Raw genomic sequence first — 24,904 nt, forward strand, 5'->3', positions numbered from 1 at the left:
GATACTGAAGCTACAGCGCGAGGATGGGCGCAGGCTGTCGAACGCTTCTCAGGGGCCCGGAGGAAGGTGCGCGAACTGGCGGCGGAGCGCCAGGAGATCGCAGATCTCTCTGCACGGGTATCGGGGCCGGACGCCCTCCCGGACGAGCTGCTGACCCGGGAGTCCAACGCACACGACGCGACCAAACCCGGTGCCGCATCCCCACAGCGACTCCGTTCTCCTGGACCATCAAGATCCATGTCTCTCCGGTGGTCCAAGATCCGGGGGCAGGCCCCCGGGGCACCTCACGCTGCTTCATCACATGCTTCTTGGCGCGGGTGTTGGTGCTCTCGGGCGAGAGGCCGAGCCCGTGACTGCCGAGCACCTGTCGCACCACGTGCCCGTTACCCTCGTGCTCCGTCCAGGCCTCGGCGAAGTGGTCGTGTATCAGGGTCAGCGCCTGAACCACCCACTCGCGAAGATCCCCGTACCTCCGTCGAACTTGGGGAAGGTGAGCGAATCGGCGAAGACAATCTCTGGAAAGGCCACTTGAATCCGGCTGAAGAATTCGGACTGCGCCACGTTCTCGCGGGTGAACGGCCCTCGCCGGAACCCGGAAACAGCGGTGGTCTCCGCGAGAGAGAAGACGTCGGACTCCGCGCCCGTTCCCGACGCCGGACGCCAGCCGCGACGCGCCGCTGAGGAAAGGACCAGGCAAGAGATGAGCCGCACCGGTTCGCCGTCGATGAATCATCTTTGTACACCGGTGAACTGACGAGGGATCAACTCGCGGACTACCGGTTGGCAGCCGTGGCACGTGTCGCCGAGGCCGATCGCGGAACGGTACCCAATGATTCATGTTCGCAGGCTTTCCAGTGGACCCTCGGGGTTCTCTGTCGCCATTCGCAGGACCTTGGTGAAGGATCGCGCCCACCTTTCGATGGTCGTAGGGGTGAACAGGTCTGTGGAGTATTCGAAAGTGATGGTCATGGTTTCTTCCCCTGGAGACACGACGACGTAGAGCTCGTTGCGTGCTACACCGGATATGGGTAGGCCTCGCATCGAGACCGACACCGACCGCAGGTCGAGGGTGGGTGGCGGAGTGGTGACCACGGTGAACAGCACGGTGGGAAAAAGCTCGTCCCCGGTCTCGGGGGAGACCAGTTCGATCACGTCCGTCAGCGCCAGGTCCTGGTGGTCCAATGCGGTGAAGAGGGTCTTGCCCAGCCACGTCACGAGGTCGGCGAAGGTTCGCGCCTCGCTGGTCCGGGCGCGCAGCAGAACCGCGTCGCCCAGCAGCCCGACCACATCCGAGCGCTCGCGTCCCGTACGGTTCGCGCTCGACGCGGCCAGCACCACGTCACCGGGCGTACCACACAGTCCGGCCAGCCATGTGGCGAACGCGGAGGCCAACACGGCGTATGGGGTCGTGCCCAGACGGGCCGCCGTGTCCGCGACCCCGCGGGTCATGTCGGCGTCGATGGTCCAGGTGTGCAGCGCGCCCCGGCCGGACAGTGTTCTGGGCCGCGGCTGGTCGTAGGGCAGGGCCGGGCGCAGGGCTACGCCGTCGAGTTCGGTGCGCCAGAACCGTTCGAGTTCCGCCCTGCGTCCGTCCCCCAGTCCGTGCTCGGCCCGCGCGAAATCGGTGAACTGAGCGGCAACGGGGGGAAGCTGGGCAGAAGCACCAGCACTCCGTGCGTTGTACAGCTCCTGAAGTTCGCGCCAGACGATACCCATGGACCAGCCGTCGACGATCGCGTGGTGGAACACGGTCACGAGCACCCAGCGATCCGGGCCGAGGCGGGCGAGGCGGAAGCGGAACAGGGGTGCGCGATCCATGGCGAGCGCGCCGGACACCTGCTCCTGGCACCACCGCTCGACGGATGCGGCGTCCTTGGCGTGTGCGGAGAGATCGGTGACCGGCAGATCCACGGGGACGTCCGCCAGCACCTCGACCGCGTACTCGCGCACACCCTCGCCTTGACCTGAGCCCTCTACGGCTCTGCTGCGCAGCGCGTGATGCCGGCCCACCAGGTCCTCCAGGGCGCGGACCAGAGTTCCGGGGTCCAGTTCGCCGTGCAGGTCGATGCGGTGAGCGACGTTGTAGACACTCGGGTCGGAGCGGTCGTGGTGGCGCCGCCACAGCCGGCGCAGCGTGGACGGCATCGGCGCGGTGTCCACCACCCGGTCCGCGGGTACCGCTGGTTCGCGGCGGGTCGCGATGGCCCGGATGCTGGGATCGAGGAAGAAGTCGGCCATGGTCAGGTCGATGTCGAGGTGCTCCTGCATCCGGTTGAGCAGCCGGATCGCGCTGAGGGAGTGACCGCCCAGCTGGAAGAAGGAACGGGTCACCGGTATCCGCCGGGCGCCGAGTTCCTCGCACCACAGGTCGTGCAGGGCTTTCTCCAGTGGGGAGGCGGGCCCGGCCTCGGTCTCCCCGGACTCGGCGTCGGCCGTGGGTTCGGGCAGGGCGTCGCGGTCCAGCTTGCCGGAGGCGTTGACCGGGAGCCGTTCCAGGCACGTCCAGTGACGGGGCATCAGATGGCCGGGAAGTCCCCTCGAGAGCGCGGTGCGCAGCTCACGCATATCGGCGGCCGGGGTCGCGGGCACCACGTAGGCGATGAGTTCCAGGTCGCCGTGCCGGTCGCGGCGGGGCACGACGGCCGCGTCCCGGACGCCGGGGAGCGCGGTCAATGCCGCCTGGATCTCGCCGGGTTCCACCCGATGGCCCCGGATCTTGACCTGATCGTCGGTGCGGCCGTGGTACTGGAGGGTGCTGTCCGCGCGCCAGCGGCCGAGGTCACCCGTCCGGTACAGCACCGTTTCCGGGCCCTCGTCAAGGAAGGCTGCCGCGGTCTCCTCGGGCCGGGCGTGGTAGCCATGGGCGACTGGCACACCGCCTATGTGGATCTCGCCGACGGCGCCCACAGGCACGTCCCGCCCGGCGCCGTCCAGCAGCCGGATCCGCGCTCCAGATACCGGCCTGCCGATCGGCGGCCACTCGTCGGCGGCGGGGTCGACGCGGTGGGAGGTGACGATGATCGACGCCTCCGTGGGCCCGTACTGGTTGTACAGGGCGCACCGGGGGTGGGCGGCGAGGAAGCGGCGGAACGCGTCGGTGAGTTGCAGGGCCTCGCCGGCCGAGAACAGCTCGCGCAGGGACGGCAGTTCGGGGCCTGTCTCGATCAGGTACTTCAGCGGGGTGCAGGGCATGAACAGCCGCTCCACCTCGTGCCGGCGCACGGCCTCGGCCAGGGCTGCGGGGTCGTGCCGCGCTTCGTCGTCGATCAGGACGAGCGCGGCTCCGGCGGCCAGCGTGGTGAAGATCTCCTGCACACTGACGTCGAACGCGGACGAGGTCCACTGGAGGGTACGCAGCGCGGGATGCCGCTCCAGGTGTCCGCGGACGAGGTTCGCCGGGCCGCGGTGGGGTACGACAACGCCCTTGGGGTGGCCGGTCGAGCCAGAGGTGTAGATGCAGTACGCCGGGTCCTCGGGTCGGGCCGCGTCGTCCTCCAGTGGTTCGGCCGGGAGTGTGTCGTCGACCTCGTCGGCCAGTTGCACGGGCACTCGTGGCGCGAGCTCCGGGTGCCGCGCGAGGGCGGCGTCGTTGGTCAGCAGAAGGACGGGTGCGCCGTCGTCGAGCAGTGCGGCGATCCGGGGGGTGGGCAGTGACGGGTCGACGGGCAGATAGGCGGCCCCGCTCTTGAGCACGGCCAGCAAGGCGATGATCAGCTGCGGGCCGCGGGGCAGCAGCACTGCCACGCGCTCCGCGGTCACCGCGCCCCGGGCGCGCAGTCGGCGGGCCATCCGGTTGGCGCTGTTCTCCAGTTCCCCGTATGTGCTGCGCTGTTCACCGCTGATCAGCGCGACAGCGTCCGGGGTCCGTCGTACCTGCCGCTCAAACAGACCGTGCAAGGTGTGCGCGGCGGCGGGCGGCGGCTCGTCCAAGTGCCCCAGCAGGGCCAGGGCGGCACGGTCGGTGTCTGTGATCGCGGTCAGCTCGGCGAGCGGCGCGCCGGGAGCATCCAGGGCGCGGCGCAGCACCTGCTCCACGTAATCCACGAGACGGCGTACGGTGCCCTCGTCGAAGAGGGCCGTGTCGTATTCGACCATGAATCGCACGCCGTCCCGGTGGTGGGTCAGGTAGATGCTGAGGTCGAACGGGGCGCGTTCGCTCGGCGTGTCGAGCAGGGTGGCCGTCAGCCGCGGCGGGTCGAAGTCCACCTCACCCTCGTTCTCGTATTCCACCATCACCTGGAACAGCGGGTTGCGGCCCGGGTCCCGGCGCGGGTTCAGCGCACCCACAAGCTCGTCGAAGGGGACGTCACGGTGTTCGTACGCCGCCATGCTGCCGTCGCGTACGCGGGCGAGTAGCGTTGGGAAGTCCGGGTCGCCGGTGAGGTCGAGGCGCAACGGCACGGTGTCGAGGAAGAGGCCGACGTATTGCCCGGCGCCGGCGGGGCGAGCCGCGACGGCGGTGCCGAGCAGCACGTCCCGCTGTCCCGCGAACCGGCCGAGCGTCGCGCCGATGGCGCTGGTCAGGGTCATGAAGAGGGTGGCGCGGTGCGCGGCGGCGAACGTGCGCAGTCTGCCGACGAGGTCGGCGTCCAGAGCGTGGGCGAGGCTCGCTCCGGCTCCGGACCGGACAGGCGGTCGGGGCCGGTCGGTGGGCAGGTCGAGGTCGGGGGCGTCGGCCAGTTCGGCGCGCCAGAAGTCGAGGGAAGCGGCGACTGCGGCGGGGTCCGGCGGGGCGGCCGGGGGCAGGTCGGGCAGGGGCGGCAGCCCAGGGGCGCTGTGTGACCGGGCCTGGTAGCAGGCGGCGAGGTCCTGGACCAGCACCACCGTGGAGGAGGAGTCGAAGACGATGTGATGGGCCATCAGGAAGAGCAGGTGCCGCTCCTGCGACAGGCGCAGCAGTCGGGCGCCGACCAGCGGCCCGGCGCCCAGGTCGAGGATCCGGTGCCCCTCGGTGGCCAGGGCGACGCGCAGCGCCTCCTGCTCTGTCGCCCCGGTGTGGTCGTCGACCGGACAGTCGAGCCGTATTCGGTCGCGTATCTGCTGGTAGGGCACTCCGTCGTGGTCGCCGAACACCGTGCGCAGCGCCGGTTGCCGGTCAGCGACCTCTTGCAGTGCCCGCCGCAGCGCGGCGACGTCCAGCGGGCCGTCGAGGCGGATCGCCTTGGGCTCGTGGTACATACGGGTCCCGGGATGCAGCCGCTCCAGGAACCAGATGCGGCGCTGCGCGGGCGTGAGCGGCATGGACCGTGGCACGAGCGCGACCGGCTCCGCCACCTCGGGCTGCTCGCGGCGGCGTAGCCGGTCAAGCAGGGGCAGTGCCGCGAGGACCTTGTCCTTCGGCACGCCGAAGTCCACGAAACAGGCGATCTCATCCGCCCCGGCGTCCATCAGACGGCGCACCGTCCCGGCAGCCGTGTGCTCGTCGCCGATCAGGGCACGCGAGGCGCAGTAGCGCTCGTAGGCGCGCCCGAGCAGGAACTCCACGTCCTCCTCGGGGGTGTTGTCCAGGTCGACATCAACGCCGAGGCTGTTCGTCACCTGGTCGAAGAGCGAAAGCGAGGAACGCAGGTAGGAGACGAACGGCCGGTACGCCTCGGAGCGCGCACGCTCCGCGTCCTCGCCGAGGTAGCTGTGCACCAACACCACCACGCGGCCCGCCGCCGGGTCGAGGCCGTGCTCGGCGCGGGTGCGCCGGTACAGTGCGATGTTCTCCGCCAGCCGCTCAACGGTCTGCGTCATCAGGTTGGTGACCACGCCCAGGCCCTCGGCGGCGGCCCGGCGGTAGCTGTCCGGATTGCCCACCACGGCCACGTACATGGGCAGTTGCTTCTGTACGGGTCGGGGGTGCAGCCGTATCTCCACGGGCTGCCCGTCGCCCGCTGTCGTCGTCACCGGTTGACCGGACCACAACTGCCGTACCGTCGCCAGGTGCTCGAACATCACCTCGCGGTGTCGGCCGAAGTGCTCCGGGGCGAGGGCGAAGTCGGTGGCATGCCAGCCACTCGCGACGCATAGCCCGGCCCTGCCGCGGGAGATGTTGTCGACGACCGACCACTCCTCGGCGACTCGGACCGGATGGTGCAGCGGCAGCACGACGGAACCCGCGTGCAGCCGGATCCGGCTGGTCCTGGCCGCGAGCGCGGCGGCGAGCACGGACGGGTTCGGGAACAGCGCGCCAAAGGAGTTGAAGTGGCGCTCCGGGAACCACAGGGCGTGGAACCCGTGCTGGTCGGCGAAGTCCGAAGCCTCCATGATCAGCGCGTACTTGTCGTCGTCCGTGTCCTGCGGATAGTCGCCGAAGAAGTAGAGGCTGAAGTCGCAGCCCGTAGAGAGGGCGGGTGCGGGTTCGGCGGTGGCGGACGCCGGTTCGGGACGCGGGGTCCAGGTAGTTGTTCGGACCGGGGCCGGGGGCACCGGTGCCGGGACGGCCGCGGCCGACATCGTCCCGTTGGCGGACGCGAGCACGTCGAGCTGACGGGAAATCAATCCGTTGACGTGGTCGACGACTTGCTCCGCCAGTTGCAGCTGCCGGCTGAACAGAGCCTGGAGTTCCGGGGATGCCTCCGGCGCCGGAGGCGCCGTCGGCACCGCGCGCGCCACGGACACCGCGGCGACCGCCGCTTCCGGTGTCTCTCGCGTGTTGCCCCGTAGCTCTGCCAGGCGTTCAGCCAGCCGGCGCGGGGTGTCGGCCGAGTCGAAGAGTTCCCGGACCGGGACGCGTACCCCGTATCGCTCCTCCATCTCGGTCGTCATGCCCATCAGCGAGAGCGAGTCGGCGCCCAGCTCGAAGAACGAGCTGTCGGGCGTGACTTCGGCCAGCTGCCTGCCAACCTTGTCGGCCGTCAACTGCCGTACAGAATCCAGCAGTTCGCCTGCCGCGACAGACGGTGCCTTCGGAGCGGTGGGCGGCTCGGGCGTCCGCATGGCCGGCATGGCCGGGAATGCCACCGGATGCCGTCGCAGGGGGTGCCCCGGCAGCGACACCCGGCCTCCGCCGCGAGTGAGCGCGCGCCAGTCGAGATCGGCTCCCCTGCGGTACAGCGAGCCGAGCGCGGTGAGCAGCCCATGCGCCTGCCCTGCCGCCCCGTCGCCCTCTCCCTGCCCGCTCAGCCAACGGCTCGCCGGCACGCAGTGGCGGCCAAGGCTGGTGAGAGTGGCCCCGGCCCCGATCTCCACGAACTCCTCGCACCCGTGGGCGGCGGCCACGTCCATGGCCAGGTCGAAGCGGACCCGCTGCCGTGCCTGACGGCAGAGGTAGTCGGCGTCGACCGTCCAGCCGACATGGCGGACCTCGCCGTCCGCCGACGTCACCAGCGGAGTGTGGAGCCGGCTGTACGTCACTTTCTCGGCATGGGCGCGAAATTCACGCAGCGCCGGTTCGATCGCCGTCGAGTGGAACGCCCGGTCGACGGCCAGCGTCCGCCATCGCAGCCCCGCCTGGTCGAGCAGGCGAGCCGCCTCCTGAAGGCTGTGCGGTGCACCGGAGAGCACCTGAGCACTCGGGCCGTTGACCGCGGCAAGTTCCGCACCGGCGGTGTGGGCGATGCGTTCAGCGGCGGCCCGGTCGGCTCGGACGGCGAGCATGCCGCCCGGCGGACAGGCCGTGTGCATCAGTTGCCCGCGCCAAGCGGTGAGACGCAGCCCGTCCTCCAGGGTCAGGGCGCCGGCGGCGTACAGCGCCGCGTACTCGCCCACGCTGTGGCCCAGCAGCAGAGCGGGGCTGATGCCTGCGGCGCGCCACACGTCGGCGAGCGCCGCCTGGTGGGCGAACAGAGCGGCTTGGGCCGTCTCGGTTGGCCAGACCTCGCTCTCGGTCACGGCTCCGTCCAGCATGCGCGGCAGCAGCGTGCCGCCGAACTCGTCGGCGTAGATCTCCGCGCACCGCTCAAGCGTCCGCCGGGCGGCGGGAGACACGGCGTACAGGCCGCTTGCCATGCCACGCCGTGCGCTGCCCTGTCCGGGGAAGGCGAAGGCAACCGCTCCGAGCGGAGCAGGCGACGCGGGCTGTCGCTCCTTGAGAGCGAGGGCAAGTTCCTCGGCCGTCCGGCCCACAGCCACGGTGCGTGCCGCGTGGTGCGGCCTGCCGAGCGCCAGGGTGGCGGCCACGTCGGTGGCCGCAAGTTCCGGCCGCTGCCGCAGCCGGTCGCGAAGCCGTACGGTGAACTCGTCCAGGGCCTCGACGTCCCGGGCCGACACCGGCACGAGGACGGGCAGTTCGGGTGGGGCCGCCGGAGTCACGGGCGGAGCCTCTTGCAGTACCACATGGGCGTTGGTGCCGCCGACGCCGAGGGCGCTGACACCGGCCCGGCGCGGTACACCGTCCGGCACCGACCATGGGCGCAGCTCGGTGGCAAGCGTCAACGGTCCGCCGTCCAGCTGGACTTCCGGGTTGGGACGGTTCAGGTGCGGGGTCGGCACCAGGGTGCGGTGGCGCAGCATGAGGACTGTCTTGATCAGCCCGGCCATTCCGGCGCAGCTGTCGAGATGCCCGATGTTCGACTTCACCGAACCGACCGCGCAGAAGCCGGTGCGCCCGGTGCCCTCGCCGAGCGCCCGGCCGAGCGCCTCCAGTTCCACCGGATCTCCGATCCGCGTCCCGGTCCCGTGCGCCTCGACGTACGAGATCGACTCTCCGGGGACGGATGCTCTGCGCAGCGCCTGCCGCACGACGTCGACCTGACCCGCGACGCCCGGTGCGCTGAAGCCAACTTTCCCCGCGCCGTCGTTGTTGACCGCGGAGCCCAGGATCACCGCGTGAACGGTGTCCCCGTCGGCCAGCGCCCGGTCGAGCCGCTTAAGCAGGACGGCGGCCACACCGTTGCCGCCGACCGTGCCGTCTGCCTCCGAGTCGAAGGGTCGGCAGCGCCCGGTGGGCGACAGGATCGACCCGGGGTGGCTGCGGTAACCGGTCTCCTGGGGCAGGTGCACGGCCGCGGCGCCCGCGAGCGCCAGGTCCGCCTCACCGGTCAGCAGCGCCTGCACCGCCAAGTGCACGGCGACCAACGAGGTCGAGCAGGCCGTCTGCACGCCGATGGCGGGGCCGGTGAGCCCGAGCCGGTAAGCAACGCGGGTGGCGAGGAAGTCCGGCCGGCTGCCGACGGCTGACTGCATGCCGGTGACGGGATCCGTTCCGTCGTACGGCCCGGACGGCGCTCCGGTCGATGCCTGCTGCTGGTGGTCGTACAGGTTCATGCCCGAACCCGCGAACACCCCAATCCTGGTGCCCGGTTCGGCCACCGCGTACCCGCCCTCCTCCAGCGCCCGGTGGCAGCTCTCCAGGAACAGCCGGTGCGCGGGGTGCGTGAGCTCGGTCTCCTTGGGGCTCATGCCGAAGAAGTCCGTGTCGAACTCCTCGACCCCGTCGAGGATTCCGGCGACGGGCACCAGGTCCGGGGCGCACCGCTGCTCCGGGGTGAGACCCGTCGCCGCGAGTTCCTCTTCACCGAAGACCTGGACGCTGTCCACGCCGTCGCGCAGATTGGCCCAGAACCGCTCCGGCGAGTCCGCCCCCGGGAAGCGCAGCGAGAGTCCGATGACCGCGACGCGCCGGTCATCGGTGTCGGCCGAAGCGGTGTCCGCCGGGGAGGTGCCTGCCGGGGAGGTGCCTGCCGGGGAGGTGCCTGCCGGAGTGGTGTCCGCCGGGGAGGTGTCGCCATACGAACGTTCGTCCTTGCCGCCGGGGCGTTCCGCCCCCGTTCCGCCCTCGTCGAACGCGCCGAGGGCGGACAGGTGCGCGGCGAGCGTGGTGGCCGTCGGGTGCTCGAAGAACGCGGTCTGGGCGATCGGTGTCCCGAGCCGCTCCTCCAGCCGGGTCCGCAGGCGTACGAGAAGGACAGAGGTCAGGCCGAGCTCATAGAACGGCCTGTTCTCGTCCACCGGGCGCCCCAGGACGACATCGAGTTCCTCGCGCACCACCTTCGTCGCAGCGCCGGAATCCAGCCGCGTACGCGGGGCGGCGCCAGTGTCGAAGCCGCCGCTCAGCAGGTGGTCCCGGAGCTTGGTGCGGCGCACCTTCCCCGCGGGCGTCCTTGGGAACTCGTCGCGAAGAACGGGCAGGGCATGGGCGGTGATGAGCCCGAGCCTCGTGAACAGCGCCGCTTTCACCTCGCCCGCGATCCGCACGTCGTCCTCGGCACCTCGGCTGACGAAGAACACGGCCAGTGCCTCCGTGCCGCTGTTCTGGTCCGGTATGCCGCAGGCGGCCACTTCCCCCTGCCGGACACCGTCGACGGCGGCGGCAACCTCCTCCACTTCGTGGCAGTAGAAATTGAGCCCGTTGAGGATGATTACGTCCTTGCGCCGACCGGTGATCACGACCTGTCCGTGGTCGAGAAAAGCCAGGTCACCGGTGTCCAGCCAGTCCCGCCCGGCGGGGAAGACGGCTGCGTCGGCCTCCGGGTTGTTCACGTAGCCGGGTATGAGGCGGGCTGGCGAATGGACTTGCAGCCGTCCGATCCTGCCCTCGGGCACGACCTCGCCGAGGTCGTCCAGGACACGCAGGGTGACCCCGTGCGCCGGTGCTCCAGAGGCGACGAAGGTGACGCACTCGTCCTCCGGCGTTCCCTCGTCGGCGGGTACGATGTCGCCGCCGAGGCTGCTCTTGAGCAGGCGGTGCACAGTGTCCGGCCGGTCGAGCCGACCGTAGGTGACGCCCGTGATGGTCTCGGCCATCCCCCACGCGGGAACGATGTGCTCCTCGCGGACCCCGTGCCGAGCCGTGGCGTCGAGGAAGCGCCGCAGCACCGGCAGCGAGATCTGCTCGCCGGCGCACACCATGGTCTTCAGACCATCGAGGTCCCAGCGCCCGTCCGGCCGTTCGGCCAGCGCGTCCGCGACGAGTTGGTAGGCGAACGTCGGCGCCCAGCTATGACGTGCCCGGTGCTCGTCGAGGAGGTCGAGCCAGCGCAGAGGCTCGGCCAGGACCCAGTCGGTCGGCGCGTGCACGTTGGTGCAGCCCGTGAAGACCGCGAGCAGGTGGTACAGCAGGAACGCGCCGCTGTGGTCGACCGGCAGCCAGTTCACCATGGTGTCGTCCGGCCGCACGTCCAGGATCCGCCGACTGCTCGCCGCGAAGTCCGCCAAACCCGCGTGTGTCAGGCGCGCGGCCTTGGGCACACCGGTGCTGCCCGAGGACAACATCAACAGCGCGGTGTCGGACTCGGCCGGCTCCACGTGGTCGTCCACGGGCAGCGCGCCCAGGCAGTCCCGGGCGACGGCGACGCGCAGCTCGCGGGCGGCCCGAGCGAGCGCCGCCGCGCCGGCCGCGTCGCTGAGCACCAGAGGCTGGTCGAGCAACCGGGCCGCGTGCAGGAGGCGGTCAAGGGCTGGAGAGCCCGGGGCGGGGTGCTCCGCTATGGCCGCAGGTCGTGCTCCGCCGAGCACACAGGCCCAGAAGGTGGGGAAGAAATCGGCCAGCGGCAGCCCGCACAGGACCACCGTGTCTCCGGGACGCAGCCCCTGTTCGCGCAGCCCGGTCAGCAACCGCCGTGCCGTGTCAAGCAGTTCGCGGTACGACTGCGAGGTCGTCGTACCATCCGGGGCGACGGTGACGAGGGACCCGCCCGAAGGGGACTGAGCGGCTCGTAACAGGGCCCGCACGGCGTCACGCGAATCATCCTCGGTGCGGTCCGGCTCGGGGCCCCGGCTGAATGCTTGCCCCCGTACGCGTTCCATGCGTGTCCCTTCTCTCATCTTCATTCGTGGATGGTTGTGACCGGGCCTCGTCCGCCCGGCCGGCGGTGCACAACAGCAGAACCAGTGCCCCGCAGACGGCCGCACCGTGGAAGGCGCCCACGACGGCCAGCGCGGGCAGCGCCTCAAGAGCCGCCGCCGCCAGCACTGTCCCCACGGCGAACCCTGATTGCTCCGTTATCGCCGACAGTCCGAAAAGTCGGCTGCGCTGCCGATCGGGGACGGCTTGCAGGCGCGAGATGTAGACGATCTCGGTCCAGCCGTCCGCGAACCCCGCCGCCATGGCCACCACGACCAACGCCAACGCGGGCAGCCCCAGGAACGCTGTCACGAACGAGAGCGCCATCGCGCAGGTGCCGAGGGCGAACGCCCGCTCACCCCACGCTCCTTCGCCCTGTCTACGCCTCAGCACCAGGTGAGCGAGGACGGTACCCACCGCCCACGCGGCCCAGAACCGGGTCATGACCACCGCGGGCTCCGCCGGGTGGGTCGCGTGCGCGACGACGGGCAGCGCGACGTTGTGCGAGGAGGACGCCAGGGCGTCGACCCCTCTGAGGAGGAGCATGCCAAGCAGAAGAGGCGGCAACCCCGCCGCCACGCGCCACACAGGTGCGTCGCGGAACTCCCCGGGCGAGGACTCGGCCTCCCCGCGGGCATCAAGATCCGCCGGTACGTGCTTCTCCTCGTTCCTCTTCTCGTCGTCGGTGCGCGGTCGCAGTACCAGCAGTGCCGCGGCAGATACCAGGAAACTGGCGCCGTTGACCGCGAACGCGACGGCGAAGCCGCCGAACCCGATCACGGGGGCCGCCGAGGCGAACCCGAGCACCGTGCCCAGGGACCGCGCCATCACCAATAGTCCGTTGGCCCGGGTACGGGCTTCCTGACCGACCATGACGGGTATCGCACTGCGCAGGGAGACGGTGAAGAACGTGTTCCCCGCGCCCAGGACAACGACCACCCCCGCAAGCAGCCACAGAGGTGTACGCGAGGCGTAGAACGCCATGACGGCCATGGTGGCGCCCTGGGCGACATCGGCACAGATCATCACGGCCCGTCGGCCAACCTGGGCCGACAGTGCCGCGGCGGCGAGACCAGCCACGAATCCGGCGAAGAGCCGCAGAGCCATCACAGCACCGACACCGAACGCCGTACCCGTGACCTCGTAGGAGAACAGGCTCAGCGCGATCAGATTCAGGTAATTGCCGTAAGTGGATACGGCATACGCGGACGCAAGCGCATGAAAGCGACGTCCCACACCCCCCACTGCACCCTCATCACGGTAGTAAAGCAACACACCCGCCAGCCACACACCCGCCACACACCCGCCAGCGACACACCCGCCAGCCACAAACCCGCTTGACCATAACCAGTGTGGCTGGCAGACACAACCTTCTTCGAACAGACGGTTCATCTCCTTGACTCCACGAAGCGCGACTGCACAACCGTGCTCATGCCGTGATCGCGACCTCCAGGTCGTGGAGTTGGCGGATCAGGGGCGTCGGCAGCACAAGGACGAACCGCACGGCAAGACGGACCATCACACCGCCCGTCCGCTTCCCAGGAACTCTTGTCAGAGGTCAGGAACCCTTGAACGCCGGTTCCTGGAGGGCGCCCGGCCGACGACCGCTGGCAACCGGATCGACGACCTCGGGCTGGAAGGCGGGACCGCCGAGCCGAGAGAGCTGCTGGGCCTCCTCTCCGAACCGGCCGGACGCGACCCGGAGTACTGGGGCGAACACATCCCCCAGCGCTCCCTATGCGAACACACCCGCGCGCACCCGGGCCACGGCCCCTCCGCGCGCCGGCCCGCCCCCGGCCACAGCCCCACCCGCCGTACGCATCCCCCACTGACCGCCGACGGCATCGCCACCGGCTACCGGTCGCCCCATCCGGAGCAGGTAGGCCCCTCACAACAAGCGCGATGAGAGAGGGCAATTGTCATTCACGTGGCGCTGGTGGAGACGGGCGGGCGTCGTCCGACCCCGCTTCCCTGCCATAAGACCGAACCGTGCGCGGGCACACTCAGTCCGGCCACGGAGTGGCTGAACTGCGTTGCGTGCCGCCGATTGAAGATCAGGCTGTCCTGCAGAGTGGTCCCTTCAAGTCCTCGGCTGAGAACAGGTCGTCGGATCCGCTCGCCCGGATTGGCAGTACAGGCACGGTGACGGTCACTCGCGACAACCGTCAGGCCTCCACATCCGGCGGCAGCTCTAGCTGATGAGTGAGCCGCTGGGAGAAGAAGGGGCGATACGACCTTGAACCGGTGTGTGGCCTAGGGCGTGTTTGAGAAGTAGCGTCGTCCGCCCATCGGGCGGGGCCCACGGCGTCTGGTGCGTGCGATCGCAAGGCGGAGGATCAGCCCCGTAGATGGACCGGACGTACTTGGATGACTCCGACAACGCAGCGAGCGCGCGTGCCAGACGCCGTGGGCCAGACGGGACTTCTCAAACACGCCCTAGGAACCGGGGGTCGTGGTGGGCCCTTTGGTGTTCTCGGGTCAGCCCTACTCGGCGAGATGGTCGAGCCGGTCGGCGAGCTGCCGGGGGCGGCAGACAGGACCGCCGGGGGAACCTTGCTCGCCGAGCCGTGGCGGCCGACGTAGCCGACGAAGGTCTCCGGGGCCTTGAGGAAGTCGCCGGAGGATGCCGCCGTCGAATACCCACTGGAGCTGGTGGAGCCAGTGCGTGGCCCCGCGAGTCTCATCGAGCGGCGAGGTGAGGCAGGTAGAGGCAGTAGGCGGCGGGCGCGGCTTCGGGCGCCGACGGCGAACTGCCACCAGAGCTGGTCACCTGGCGAGTCGAAGAGGGAGGGCCATCGGGCCTCCTCTGGACTATCCGCGTTGCTGCGCAGATCATCGGCGGCACCGGGACCTTCACCTGCCCCAGCGCGGCGTCCGCCGCAGCGGCAACGACACCCACACCGCACATGGGCACATCGATAAAACCGCAGGTCAATTCCCCTTTGGGACTGGTCAAGGATCGCCACGCACTCCAGGTGATGCGACCTCGGGTAAGCCTTGGCTCGCTGCCGATCGCCACCGCCCTGACTGGTCCGCCTTCCCCGGAAGGCCGAAGCCCGCGCGGTGACAGGAGGGCTCCGACCGGGCAGGGACTGGGAGATGGTCACCCGTATACCGGGGCCTGATGGTGGGGTGAACACGTCCCGCAGTACTCTCACCGGCGCCCCCAGCACGTCGAACATCCTGCGGCGATCCCTGGCCCTCAGCCCACCGACCGGCTGCCCCCCGGGCCCACTCCACCCGCGCTCGTTGATGTCACGACTGTTGACGTACCCGGGCCGTAGCCGGTAACTGTTTACACGTTGCCTTCAAACCGGTTTAAGGATCGGTGCGCACCAGCTCGAAGCCGTCACCGAAACAGCACCCGGAAGACCTCGCCAACCGACGCCCACACCGGCACCCGCACCGCATGGCAACGTTGTCAGGACCTGGGCGCGTCTAAGGAGTCCGCATGACCGAAAACGGAGTCGCACCCCTGCCCGATCGACGTCGAGTCATCCTCGGGGGCCTCGGCCTCGCCGCCGGTGTCGCCGGACTGACGCTGTCAGTGCCGACTCTCGCCCGGGCCGCCGAGGCCAGTGGGAGTCAAGCCCTGACGGATGACATCCAGCTCATCGTTGAACGCCTGCGGCAGCGGTTTCTGGCGCAGGGTGACCAGGTGAGGATCGCCAACGGCATCTTCCTCGCCCGTACGTCCGAGGCCCTGGCCCATGCCGAGTCCCTGCGTGCCGACGGCTCGTGGCCCAATGTGGACTACGCCGACACCACCAGTTCCGCCAACGGCCGGGTCTGGTCGCCGTATCACGCGCTGTACCGCATGATCGCGATGGCCCACGCCTACCGCGATCCGGACGCCGCGGGCTACGGCAAGCCGGAGCTGATCGAGGCCCTGAACCGCGCACTGCTCCACTGGGACAGCGTCAAACCCACCAGTACGAACTGGTGGGAAGTCGAGATCGGCAAGTCCATGGCCATGGGCCGGGTGTCGATCTTCGTGGGCGACGAACTCAGCGCCGAGGCACGGGAGGTGACCTACGCGCACAACACCGGCCGGCTGGACCCGGCCGGGGCGAACGGCTCCTGGAGGACCGAGAACTACCTGTACGAGGCCGTCGCGAAGCGCGCGACCGCCGACATCGAGCAGGGTTACGCCACCATGTCGCAGACGATCGCCGTCGAGCGCAGCGGCAAGGTCGCCGAGGCCGTGCAGGTCGACTCGTCCTTCTGGGCGCACGGGGCGCAGCTCTACAGCGAGGGCTACGGCATGGCCCTGTTCACCATCGTCGCGGCCTGGGCCGATGTGGCGCGCGGCACCAGCTTCGCCTTCTCCCCGGACGACATCGACGCCGTCGCCTTCTACATCCTCGACGGGACCCGCTGGCTGATCCGCGGGGAGATCGGGATGATGTACCTCGGGTACCGTCCCCCCAACACCATCGACGGCATTACGAGTTACGCCGCCGACTTCCTGGAGCCGCTCGACCGGATGGTGCGCGCCGACGAGGGCAACTCGGCGGCGTACAAGGAACTGGCCGACAACATCCGCGGGAAGACCCGCGGGAACGGCATCACCGGGCACAAGTACTTCTGGCGCTCGGAGTTCTCCTCACACCTGCGCGACCGGTACGGAATCCTCACCAGGCTCAACTCCCCGCGCATGGTGGGCGTTGAGTACCGCTCCACCTTGCGGCCCGAAGTCGGCAACGAGATCGACTGGAACGCGCAGGGAGTCACCTCGATCCAGGTCACGAACCGGGAGTACGACGACCTCGTCCCCGCCTTCGACTGGTTCCATTACCCGGGTGTCACCGCGCCGTACGTCAAGGTGACGTCGCAGTCCGGAAAACGCAACGCCGGCAGCTTCACCGGCGGCGTCTCCGACGGGCGCTACGGCGCCGATGTCTACACCCTCGACCGGGCCTCGACCACCGGACGCAAGAGCTACTTCTACTTCGACGACGAGATGGTCGCGCTCGGCGCTGGCATCAGCTCCACCTCGGCGCACGCGATCCACACGACCGTCAACCAGGGCGCGGCCCGGTCCAATGCCTCCGTGGGCGGCAGGGCCGTGCGCCCGGGGACCGATTCCGCGGCCACCGGGGCCTCGTGGGCGTACAACGACGAGATCGGCTATGTCTTCCCCAACGGCGGGCCGCTGAAGGTCTCGAACAAGGAACAGACCGGGAGCTGGATCGACCGTGACCCGGTGAAGCGCAATGCCTTCACCCTCTTCTTCGACCACGGCATCACCCCGGACGACGCCGAGTACGCCTACGTTGTCCTGCCCGGCGCGACACCCGCGAAGGTCCGCTCCTACGCGGCCGGGCCCGCCGTCAGGATCCTGCGCAACGACGAGCAGGTCCAGGCGGTCCGCCACCCGCGGCTGCGGCTGACGATGGCGGTCTTCCATGCCGCGGGCTCCCTCGACCTGGGACCGGGTCGCGCGCTGCGTGTCGATCGGCCGGCCATCGTCATGCTCAGGGAGGACGGCCGCTCCGCCGTGGTGAGCGTCGCCAACCCCGACCAGCCCGGTCTGACGGTCTCCGTCGTCCTCGCGGCACCCGGCCGGACCCGCCGCGCCGGCTTCGCGCTGGGCACCGGCCCGGACCTCGGCAAGACGGTGACGCAGCCTCTCAGGTGACGCGCTCCCCGGACATGAACCGGCGTGCGGCCGACGGCGAAAAGCCGTCGGCCGCACGCCGGTTCAGTCGGAAGCGCCGGTCCGCGACGTCAGCGCGCGACGTCAGTCCGCGGTCCGCTCCAGAGCGGCCACGCCGATCGCGCTGTCCGCCATCCCGTAGAACACATACACGGTCCCCGCGATTCGTTCGACGGCCGTCGGGAAGACAACGTTGCCGAGCGTTCCTGTGGTCTCCTCACGGGTCTCCGGAGACAGCCACGGCTCCTGTGAACGCGCCAGCACCCGCGCCGGGTCTGCCGGGTCCAGCAGCATGCCCCCGGCCCGGTAGACGGCGCCATGGCTGAGCTCGAAGCCCTTCGCGACCGGGCCGGTCACCCCGTGGTGGATGAGCAGCCAGCCCTCCGGCACCCGCAGCGGCGGCGGGCCCGCGCCGATCTTCGCGACCTCGAACGGCATCTCCGGGCCGGCGACCGGAGCGGAGTGCCGAAGCGAGGTCAGAGCGGAGAGATCACAGCGGGCCGCCTCGGCGTCCACGTACGCGATCCAGATCGACGGGCGGCCGTCGTCGACCCCGGCCGGGATCGGGGCGCCCTCGCCGGCGCGCAGCCAGTCCAGATCCCACATCGGCCGGTGCAGCATCGCGAAGCTCGGGCGGCCGTCGGGGCCGGGAACGGTCTCGGGGAAGAAGACGAGGTCCTTGTTGGGGAAGAAGTTCAAGTCCGTTGCCAGGTGCGGCTGATACGTGAAGTGCAGCGGGCCCAGACGGCGCCAGTTGATCGTGTCCGTGGAGACGGCCAACGCGGGCCGCGGGCCGAGCGGACCGTAGGCGACGTAGGTCATGACATGCACGCCGAGGTCGGAGACGAAGGTGATACGGGGGTCTTCCACGCCGGCGTTCTGCGCGCCCCGCTCGAAGCCCTCGTCCGGGGACAGCACCACGCCTTGGCGCTCGACGCCGACCGGTACACCGTCTTCGATCACGACGCGGGCGCGGCCGATGCGCGAGACGTTGCCGGCCGCGACCATGCGGGGGTAGAGGTACAGCTCGCCGTCGGGTCCCCAAGCGGTGGCCGGATTGAGGACGCCCTCCGCCTCCAGGGGGTCGGTGGGGTCGGCGTCCATGAGCACGCCCACCCGGTTCAGGGCATACGGGAGCGCGGTTTCGGTGTTGCGCTGGGTCATACCTAGCCTTTGATCGCGGATCCGAGGTTGGCAGAGGTGAAGTGGCGCTGGAAGAGCAGGAAAAGGACGACGGCCGGCACCGCCAGTACGCAGGCACCGGCGAGCACGGCGCCCATGGGGTTGTCCTGGAAGGTGGAGTTGGCCTGGGAGAAGTTCGCCAGGCTGACCGCGAGGGGCTGCATCTCCTGGTCCTTGGTCACCAGGAACGGCCACAGGAACTCGTTCCACGGGCCGATGAAGGTCACCAGCATGGCGGTGAGGATCGCGGGGCGCACCAGCGGCACCGCCACCGAGCGCAGGATGCGCGTTTCGCTCGCTCCGTCCGTGCGCGCCGCGTCGAAGATCTCGCGTGGGATCTGGAGGAAGTACTGGCGGAAGATGAGCACGGCGACGGAGTTGACGGCGAACGGCAGGATCATCCCGGCGTAGCTGTCGGCGAGGCCGAAGTAGCGCACCACCATCACGTACAGCGGGATCATCAGCAGCTGGAACGGGATCGCCTGGACGAGCAGGACGAGCGCGAACACCAGGCCGCGGCCCCGGAAACGCAGGATCGCCAGGGCGTAGCCGGCCAGCAGGCCGAAGACCAGCGTGCAGGCCACCACCCCGACGGTCATGATCAGGGAGTTGGTCAGGGCGGTGAGCAGGCTGAACGAGTCGTCGATGCCGGTGAGGTTGTCCAGGGTGAGGTTGCCGGGCTTGGGCAGCAGGCCGCCGAGGCCGGTGTCGCGCTTCTTCTGCAACGCCCCGATGAGCATGTAGTAGAACGGCAGCAGCGCGGCGAGGGCGCCGAGGCCGAGTGCGGCGTAGCGCAGGACGCGCGAGATGCGGGCCATGTCAGTCCCTCTCCGTGACGCGCCGGGCCACGGTCGCGATGATGAGCACGCCGGTGACGAGGATCAGCCCGATGGCGGCCGCGGCATCCGGCTCGCCCTGCTCGATGCCCCGCTGGTAGACCAGCAGCGCGGGGGTGAGCGAGGCGCCGCTCGGGCCGCCGCCGGTGAGCAGGAACGGCTCGGTGAAGATCTGTCCCGCGGTGATGATCGACAGCAGGATGACGAGCGAGGTGACGGGGCGGACGGCCGGCAGGGTGACGGCCCGGAACGCCTGCCGGCGCCCGGCGCCGTCGGTCAGTGCCGCCTCGTGCAGTTCCTTCGGCACGTTCTGCAGCGCGGCGAGGTAGAGCAGGATGTAGAAACCGAGCTGCTTCCAGGTGACGTAGACGGCGATGAGCGGCATCACCAGCTGTTTGTTCGCCAGCCAGGACGGGTCCGGGGCCCAGGAGCCGAGCGCGTTGTTGACGGCGCCGGAGCCGTTGAACAGAAACAGCCAGACGGCGAGGGTGGCGACCGAGGCGGTCACGTACGGCACGTAGTACGCCACCCTGAAGAAGCCCCGCCAGTGGGTCGCGGCATTCAGCGCCGACGCCAGCGCGAGCGCCAGCACCACGGTCAGCGGGATGTTGATCGCCATGAACAGCCCAAGGTTGACGAACGCGCGCCGGGTGTTCTTTTCGCCGAGGACCTCGGTGAAGTTGTCGAAGCCGACGAACGGGTGCGGCACGGAGACGCCGGGCGCGGTGAAGAAGTAGTCGTGGAAGGCCATCCATACGCCGACCCCGAACGGGACGATGAACACGACCAGGACGTACGCGGTGTACGGCGCGGTCAGCAGGAGCCCGAGCGGGCTGCCGCCCAGCCGGCGCTCAAGCCGCGGGACGGCGGGCCGCCGGCCCGGGACACGGGGCTCGTGTGTGGCGGTCGGCGGTGTGTGCCGGGTCGATGGACGGCGGCGACGCGGGGCGCGGGGCGGATCACCCGCGGCCCGGGTGTCGTCGCGGCCGGCGCGGCGGACGCCGCTGGCGCGGAGTGATTTCATGGTGCGCCTCGTCAGCCGGTGGTCTGGTCGTCGATCTGCTGCGCGGCCTTGTCGAAGGTCGACTTCACATCGCCCTTCCCGGGCAGCACCGCGTCCTCCCAGGCCGTGCGGAAGGTCTTCCACACCTCGGTCGAGCCGGCGATGTTCGGCACGTCCACCGCCCGGGGGACCGCGTCGGCGAAGGGCTGGTAGAAGGGGTTGTCCTGGAGATAACCGCCGGCGACAGCGGTCACGTCACCGCGGGTGGGGAACTGCCCCGTCTTTTCCAGCAGTGCCACGTCGTTCTTCTTGTTCATCGAGAACTTGGTGAACTCCCAGGCGGTCTGCTTGTTCTCGCACGAGGTGAACAGACCGACATTCTTGGAGTCCGCGAACGTCGAGGTCTCACCGGCGGGTATTCCGGCGGCCGTTGGCAGCGGCACCACGCCGTACTTCACCTTGCCGTCGAACTGCCCCTTGCCCCACGGCCCGGCGATGCCCATGGCGGCCACGCCCTCGGCGAACGGGCCCGCCCACATGTCACCGCTGAACGCCTCCGGGGAGGAGTAACCGTCGGCATACATCCGCTGCCAGAAGCCGAGGGTCTGCTGTCCGGCCTCGGAAGTGAAGGTGGCCTTCTTGTCCTTCACGAGCTGCGTGCCGCCGGAGTTGGCCAGATACAGCGGGTAGAAGTCGAACAGCGCGTTGGTGTAGTCGCTGGTCGCCGGGGGGTACAGGGCGAATTTCGCCGCCTTGCCGCTCTTGATCTTCTTGGCCGCGGCGAGCACATCGTCGTACGTGCCCAGCTTCGGGTTCTCGGCGTCCAGGCCGGCCTTCTTGAAGACGTCCTTGTTGTAATAGAGCATGAACGGGTTGGTTTTCCACGGCACTTGATACAACTTGCCGTCCGGGGAACGGAAGCCGTCCGCGGCGCCGCCGGAGCGCTCCTTGATGAAGGACTCGGCATCGCCGAAGGTGTCCGAGAGATTGACCAAGCCGCCCTGCTTCTGGAATGCCGCGACCGCCGCCGGACCGGTGTTGTAGACGAGGCACGGGGTGTTGCCAGCGGTGATCGCGGCCCCGAGGACGTCTTCGGTGGACTTGCCCGACGGCACCGCCTTGGCGGTGACTTTCTCCTCGGGGTGCTCGGCGTTCCAGTCGGCCACTGTCGCCTTGGCCCAGGCTTGCTCCTGCTCGTTCGTCGAGTACCAGATGTCGATCGGTCCCGAGGTCGGCTTGCCGCCGCCGCCGGCGTCGCCCGAACCGCAGGCGGACAACGGCAGGACGACCGCCGCGGTGGTGGCCAGCACCGATATGCGCGGAAAACGCCTCATGGCGCCCAACTCCCTTTCCATGCGGGTGGTTGAGGGTCCGAAGCGGCTCCCCTCCCGTCGCCGCCGGCCCGCCCCGTCGGAAATGATCACCACGGGGTTACGAGCGTCATCAAACCGGTTTAATATCTGAGCGTCAAGGATGGATGCGAGATGTTTCGGTATCCGGGGTGGCGCGCTCCTGTCACCCCGGGGCCCGGTGGGAAGGCGAGGCGGCATGGTGCAGGGCCAGGGAAAAGCGGCCGGGTCGGCGGACGGTTCCCACGAGGCGAAGCCTCCGCCGCCACGCCGGGGCAAGGGCAACCGGCCGACGATCGGTGATGTCGCCGCGCTGGCCCAGGTCTCCAAGGCGACGGTCTCCTTCGTCATCAACGACCGCCCCGGGGTCAGCCCGCAGGCGCGCCGACGGGTCACGGACGCCATCGACCAGCTGGGCTGGCAGCCCAACGCCGGCGCCCGGGCACTCTCCACCAAGCGGTCCCAGACCCTCGGCCTGGTGATCCGCCGGCCGCCGGAACTGCTGAGCACCGACCCGTTCTTCCCCCAGTTCGTCGCCGGCATCGAGACCGGCCTCTCCCCTCTCAGCTACGCGCTGGTGCTCCAGGTCGTCCCCGACGAGGAGACCGAACGGCAGGCGTACGAGCGGCTGGCCCGGGACGGGCGGGTCGACGGCGTGTTCCTCACCGATCTGCGCACCGACGACCCACGGCCCGCACTCGTGACGGAGCTGGGCATCGGCGCACTGATCGTCGGACCGCCGCAGCCCGGCAGCCCGGTGCCGGCCCTCGGGGTCGACGACGGCAGCGGGGTGCGCCGTGCGGTCGGCCATCTGCGCTCGCTCGGCCACCGGTGGATCGGACACGTCTGCGGGCAGGCCGGATATGTGCACACCCAGGCCCGGCGCGACGCCTGGCGCAGTGCGCTGGCGGATGCCGGCCTGCCCGAAATCCCGCCGGTGGCGGCGGACTTCACCGGCGCGGCCGGAGCCCGGGCCACGCACCAGCTGCTGGACCTGGACCGGCCGCCGACCGCCATCGTGTACGCCAACGACCTGATGGCCATCGCCGGAATCACCGCCGCGACCAGCCGCAGGCTGCGGGTCCCCGAGGACCTGTCGGTGGTGGGCTTCGACGACATCCCGCTGGCCGACTGCATCGCGCCACCGCTGACGACGGTGCGCCAGGACGTGCTGGCCTGGGGGCGCGCCGCCGCGCAGGCACTGGTCTCACTCACCGAGGGAGGAAAATTCCAGCCGACCGAGCTCCCCCCGATGGAATTCGTGGTCCGCGCGAGCACCGCGCCACCACGGACGTGAGCCCGGTGGCCGCGGGCGCAGGAATAGCCGCCGGATACGAAGACCCTGCGCCCGCACCGGCCGCCCCAGCATTTCCGTTCCCGAACCGGCGTGGACGGCAGCCGCCGAACCCTCGGCTGCTGCCGGCTTCGAGCAAGCTCGGGCCGTGCTGGGCATGGCTTGTTGGACCCGACGCTGGAACTGCTCGCATGCCGAAGTGGGGACTGAAGAATGCTTCTCGCTGCTGATACGGACCCCGTCCTGACACTCCGGGGCCGGCAGATCCAGGCCACTGCAGCCGCGGTGCCATCGTTCCGGAACCGGGAGCCACATGCCGTAGTGCCCTGCACTCCGCCAGTGACATCACTCCTGCCAGCACGAGCCCGCCCAGAGCGAGAGTTGGCCGCCAACAGTAATCGGTCACGCAACCGAACTGATGGGGCGCCCTACCTCACTCTTCTTCGAGTGCCGGACAACCGGACGGCTACCCCCGGCCCGCAAAAGGGGCCAGCACCCGCTCCACCTGCTCGGCCAACGCCCGAGCACGCCAGGCGTCCGGCACTCCGGGGGCTTTGAGCAGCGTCGGCACCAGAAAACCGGGGCTGAGGACGTGCACGGGTCCGTGAGGCGTCATCGCTTCCAGGAACCCGCCGGCGACCGGGGAGCCGTGCACCACGATCAGCGGGCGTACCACCGCCGGGTGCAAACCGGCTACCGCGGCGACCGCCTGCGCGTACGAGGCGACCTTCTCGATCTGGCTGTGCCGGTCGTCCGGCCCGCAGTGCACCCGCCCGTACACAAGCCCCGTGGTCCAGGTGCGGCGCCACGCCTTCGTGTCCAGGACGACCACCACCGTCCCGCACGGGCTTATGAGGATGTGGTCCAGGTTGAACCGGCGCCCCCACAACATCAGGTCGTGCCACACCACCCACCCCCGCGCCTGGAGCTCGACAAGTAATCGAGCGGTCTGCTCCTCCCCCGCGGCACCGTGCGACCACAACGCCGCTCTCGCGTCCGTGCGCCGCGCCGCACGCCCTCCGATACCTATCCAGGCCAGGACACGCCGCCACCAGCCCTTCCGGGCTGCCGCCCGCATTGCCGCGGCGCGCGCCGAAGCCGAGTTCCCCGCAGTCATTCAATGGTCTCCTTACCGTGGTGACCGACCTCGCCGCGGCGACCACCGTGATCGAGAAACGTGGGCGGGTGCTTCGCACGCGAATTACGCGGCGGCGCCGTCCTGTTGGAGCGGCACCCCACGGTGTCACGCGATCTCCGCCCCGGCCATAGCGCCATAACCGGTCATTCCACGGCGCGTTCGGCACGTCTGAGCGCAGCGCGGAGGACCCGGGCGCGCTCGTGCAGGCGAGAGATCCGGACTCCTCACGGGCCAACACCCCAGGAGGCGATAGCCCTCTGGGCTTCTCTGGGACATCCGGCCGCATAGACAGGTACGAGCGTGAGCGCTGTGTCCAGCGTCAAGAAGTCGCCCGCAACGCTCCAACCCGTCCCCCACCCGGGGTGAAACAGACTCCGACACAAGGAGGTGACATCGAGTCCGCCGGTCTCGACGAACAGCAAGTGGTAGATGACGAACCAGCCTGCCCCCTCCGGGCCGTCGGCCTCCGCCCGCCGACGGGCCTGCTGGCGAATCTCCGGGGTCGACGCCACGGGCCTCGGACGTGTCGCCGGTGACGGCGCCTGTGAGGGTGAGGGCACTCGTCCTAACGACATCTAAGGAACTTGCTCGCGAAGCCCTCCACCCCCGACCCCGCCAATCGGAAATCCGCGCCTACATCCCGCCCCCGGCCACGCTCACGAACTTGACGTGGTCCTGTTCCCAGCCCGGCGATCTGCCCCCGGCCGAGCCGCTCGATCTGTTCCCCAACCGG

10 protein-coding genes are annotated in these 24,904 nt (G+C 69.8%); 3 read left to right on the top strand and 7 right to left on the bottom strand.

Going from position 1 to position 24,904, the window contains the following annotated elements:
• Nucleotides 1-834: 834 nt before the first annotated feature.
• Together OIE74_RS08765 and OIE74_RS08770 are read right to left on the bottom strand one after the other, a co-directional pair.
• Nucleotides 835-11,673, bottom strand: coding sequence for a non-ribosomal peptide synthetase/type I polyketide synthase (locus OIE74_RS08765; protein ID WP_329380410.1), 10,839 nt, complete (start codon nucleotides 11,671-11,673; stop codon nucleotides 835-837).
• A complete protein-coding gene (locus OIE74_RS08770) occupies nucleotides 11,612-12,946 on the bottom strand; it encodes an MFS transporter (protein WP_443076059.1) in 1,335 nt (444 codons plus the stop codon). The genes OIE74_RS08765 and OIE74_RS08770 overlap by 62 nt, the downstream gene beginning before the upstream one ends.
• A gap of 220 nt (nucleotides 12,947-13,166) precedes the next feature.
• Here OIE74_RS08770 and OIE74_RS08775 point away from each other — a divergent pair, with 220 nt between their 5' ends.
• Together OIE74_RS08775 and OIE74_RS08780 are read left to right on the top strand one after the other, a co-directional pair.
• Nucleotides 13,167-13,616: a hypothetical protein gene (locus tag OIE74_RS08775; protein WP_329380415.1), complete on the top strand. Its 450-nt coding sequence runs from the start codon at nucleotides 13,167-13,169 to the stop codon at nucleotides 13,614-13,616.
• Nucleotides 13,617-15,161: 1,545 nt separating this feature from the next.
• Nucleotides 15,162-17,351 (top strand): polysaccharide lyase family 8 super-sandwich domain-containing protein, encoded by a 2,190-nt coding sequence (locus OIE74_RS08780; RefSeq protein ID WP_329380418.1) that lies wholly within the window; start codon nucleotides 15,162-15,164, stop codon nucleotides 17,349-17,351.
• A 102-nt stretch (nucleotides 17,352-17,453) separates the two neighbouring features.
• Here the strand turns inward: OIE74_RS08780 and OIE74_RS08785 are convergent, their stop codons facing one another.
• Genes OIE74_RS08785 through OIE74_RS08800 form a run of 4 tightly spaced genes read right to left on the bottom strand, consistent with a single transcriptional unit; the run spans nucleotide 17,454 to nucleotide 21,724 of the window.
• Nucleotides 17,454-18,533, bottom strand: coding sequence for a glycoside hydrolase family 130 protein (locus OIE74_RS08785; RefSeq protein WP_329380421.1), 1,080 nt, complete (start codon nucleotides 18,531-18,533; stop codon nucleotides 17,454-17,456).
• Nucleotides 18,534-18,535: 2 nt separating this feature from the next.
• Nucleotides 18,536-19,369, bottom strand: coding sequence for a carbohydrate ABC transporter permease (locus OIE74_RS08790; protein ID WP_329380424.1), 834 nt, complete (start codon nucleotides 19,367-19,369; stop codon nucleotides 18,536-18,538).
• 1 nt (nucleotide 19,370) lies between these two features.
• Complete coding sequence (locus OIE74_RS08795) at nucleotides 19,371-20,411, bottom strand: carbohydrate ABC transporter permease (RefSeq protein ID WP_329380426.1); 1,041 nt, start codon at nucleotides 20,409-20,411, stop codon at nucleotides 19,371-19,373.
• A gap of 11 nt (nucleotides 20,412-20,422) precedes the next feature.
• Nucleotides 20,423-21,724, bottom strand: a complete 1,302-nt coding sequence (locus OIE74_RS08800; protein ID WP_329380429.1) for an extracellular solute-binding protein — start codon at nucleotides 21,722-21,724, stop codon at nucleotides 20,423-20,425.
• Nucleotides 21,725-21,938: 214 nt separating this feature from the next.
• Here OIE74_RS08800 and OIE74_RS08805 point away from each other — a divergent pair, with 214 nt between their 5' ends.
• Nucleotides 21,939-23,036, top strand: a complete 1,098-nt coding sequence (locus OIE74_RS08805; RefSeq protein ID WP_329380431.1) for a LacI family DNA-binding transcriptional regulator — start codon at nucleotides 21,939-21,941, stop codon at nucleotides 23,034-23,036.
• 463 nt (nucleotides 23,037-23,499) lie between these two features.
• Here the strand turns inward: OIE74_RS08805 and OIE74_RS08810 are convergent, their stop codons facing one another.
• Nucleotides 23,500-24,150 carry a nuclease-related domain-containing protein gene (locus OIE74_RS08810; protein ID WP_329380435.1) on the bottom strand — a complete coding sequence of 217 codons (651 nt, stop codon included), beginning with the start codon at nucleotides 24,148-24,150 and terminating at the stop codon, nucleotides 23,500-23,502.
• Nucleotides 24,151-24,904 lie beyond the last annotated feature (754 nt).

It is taken from the genome of Streptomyces sp. NBC_01716, from assembly GCF_036248275.1.
In the GTDB taxonomy this organism is placed as follows: Bacteria; Actinomycetota; Actinomycetes; order Streptomycetales; family Streptomycetaceae; genus Streptomyces.

Bases quoted from the DNA above. Each gene is read 5' to 3' on its own strand.
- OIE74_RS08765 (WP_329380410.1), bottom strand. From the start codon at position 11,673: ATGGAACGCGTACGGGGGCAAGCATTCAGCCGGGGCCCCGAGCCGGAC.
- OIE74_RS08780 (WP_329380418.1), top strand. From the start codon at position 15,162: ATGACCGAAAACGGAGTCGCACCCCTGCCCGATCGACGTCGAGTCATC.
- OIE74_RS08785 (WP_329380421.1), bottom strand. From the start codon at position 18,533: ATGACCCAGCGCAACACCGAAACCGCGCTCCCGTATGCCCTGAACCGG.
- OIE74_RS08790 (WP_329380424.1), bottom strand. From the start codon at position 19,369: ATGGCCCGCATCTCGCGCGTCCTGCGCTACGCCGCACTCGGCCTCGGC.
- OIE74_RS08795 (WP_329380426.1), bottom strand. From the start codon at position 20,411: ATGAAATCACTCCGCGCCAGCGGCGTCCGCCGCGCCGGCCGCGACGAC.
- OIE74_RS08800 (WP_329380429.1), bottom strand. From the start codon at position 21,724: ATGAGGCGTTTTCCGCGCATATCGGTGCTGGCCACCACCGCGGCGGTC.
- OIE74_RS08805 (WP_329380431.1), top strand. From the start codon at position 21,939: ATGGTGCAGGGCCAGGGAAAAGCGGCCGGGTCGGCGGACGGTTCCCAC.
- OIE74_RS08810 (WP_329380435.1), bottom strand. From the start codon at position 24,150: ATGACTGCGGGGAACTCGGCTTCGGCGCGCGCCGCGGCAATGCGGGCG.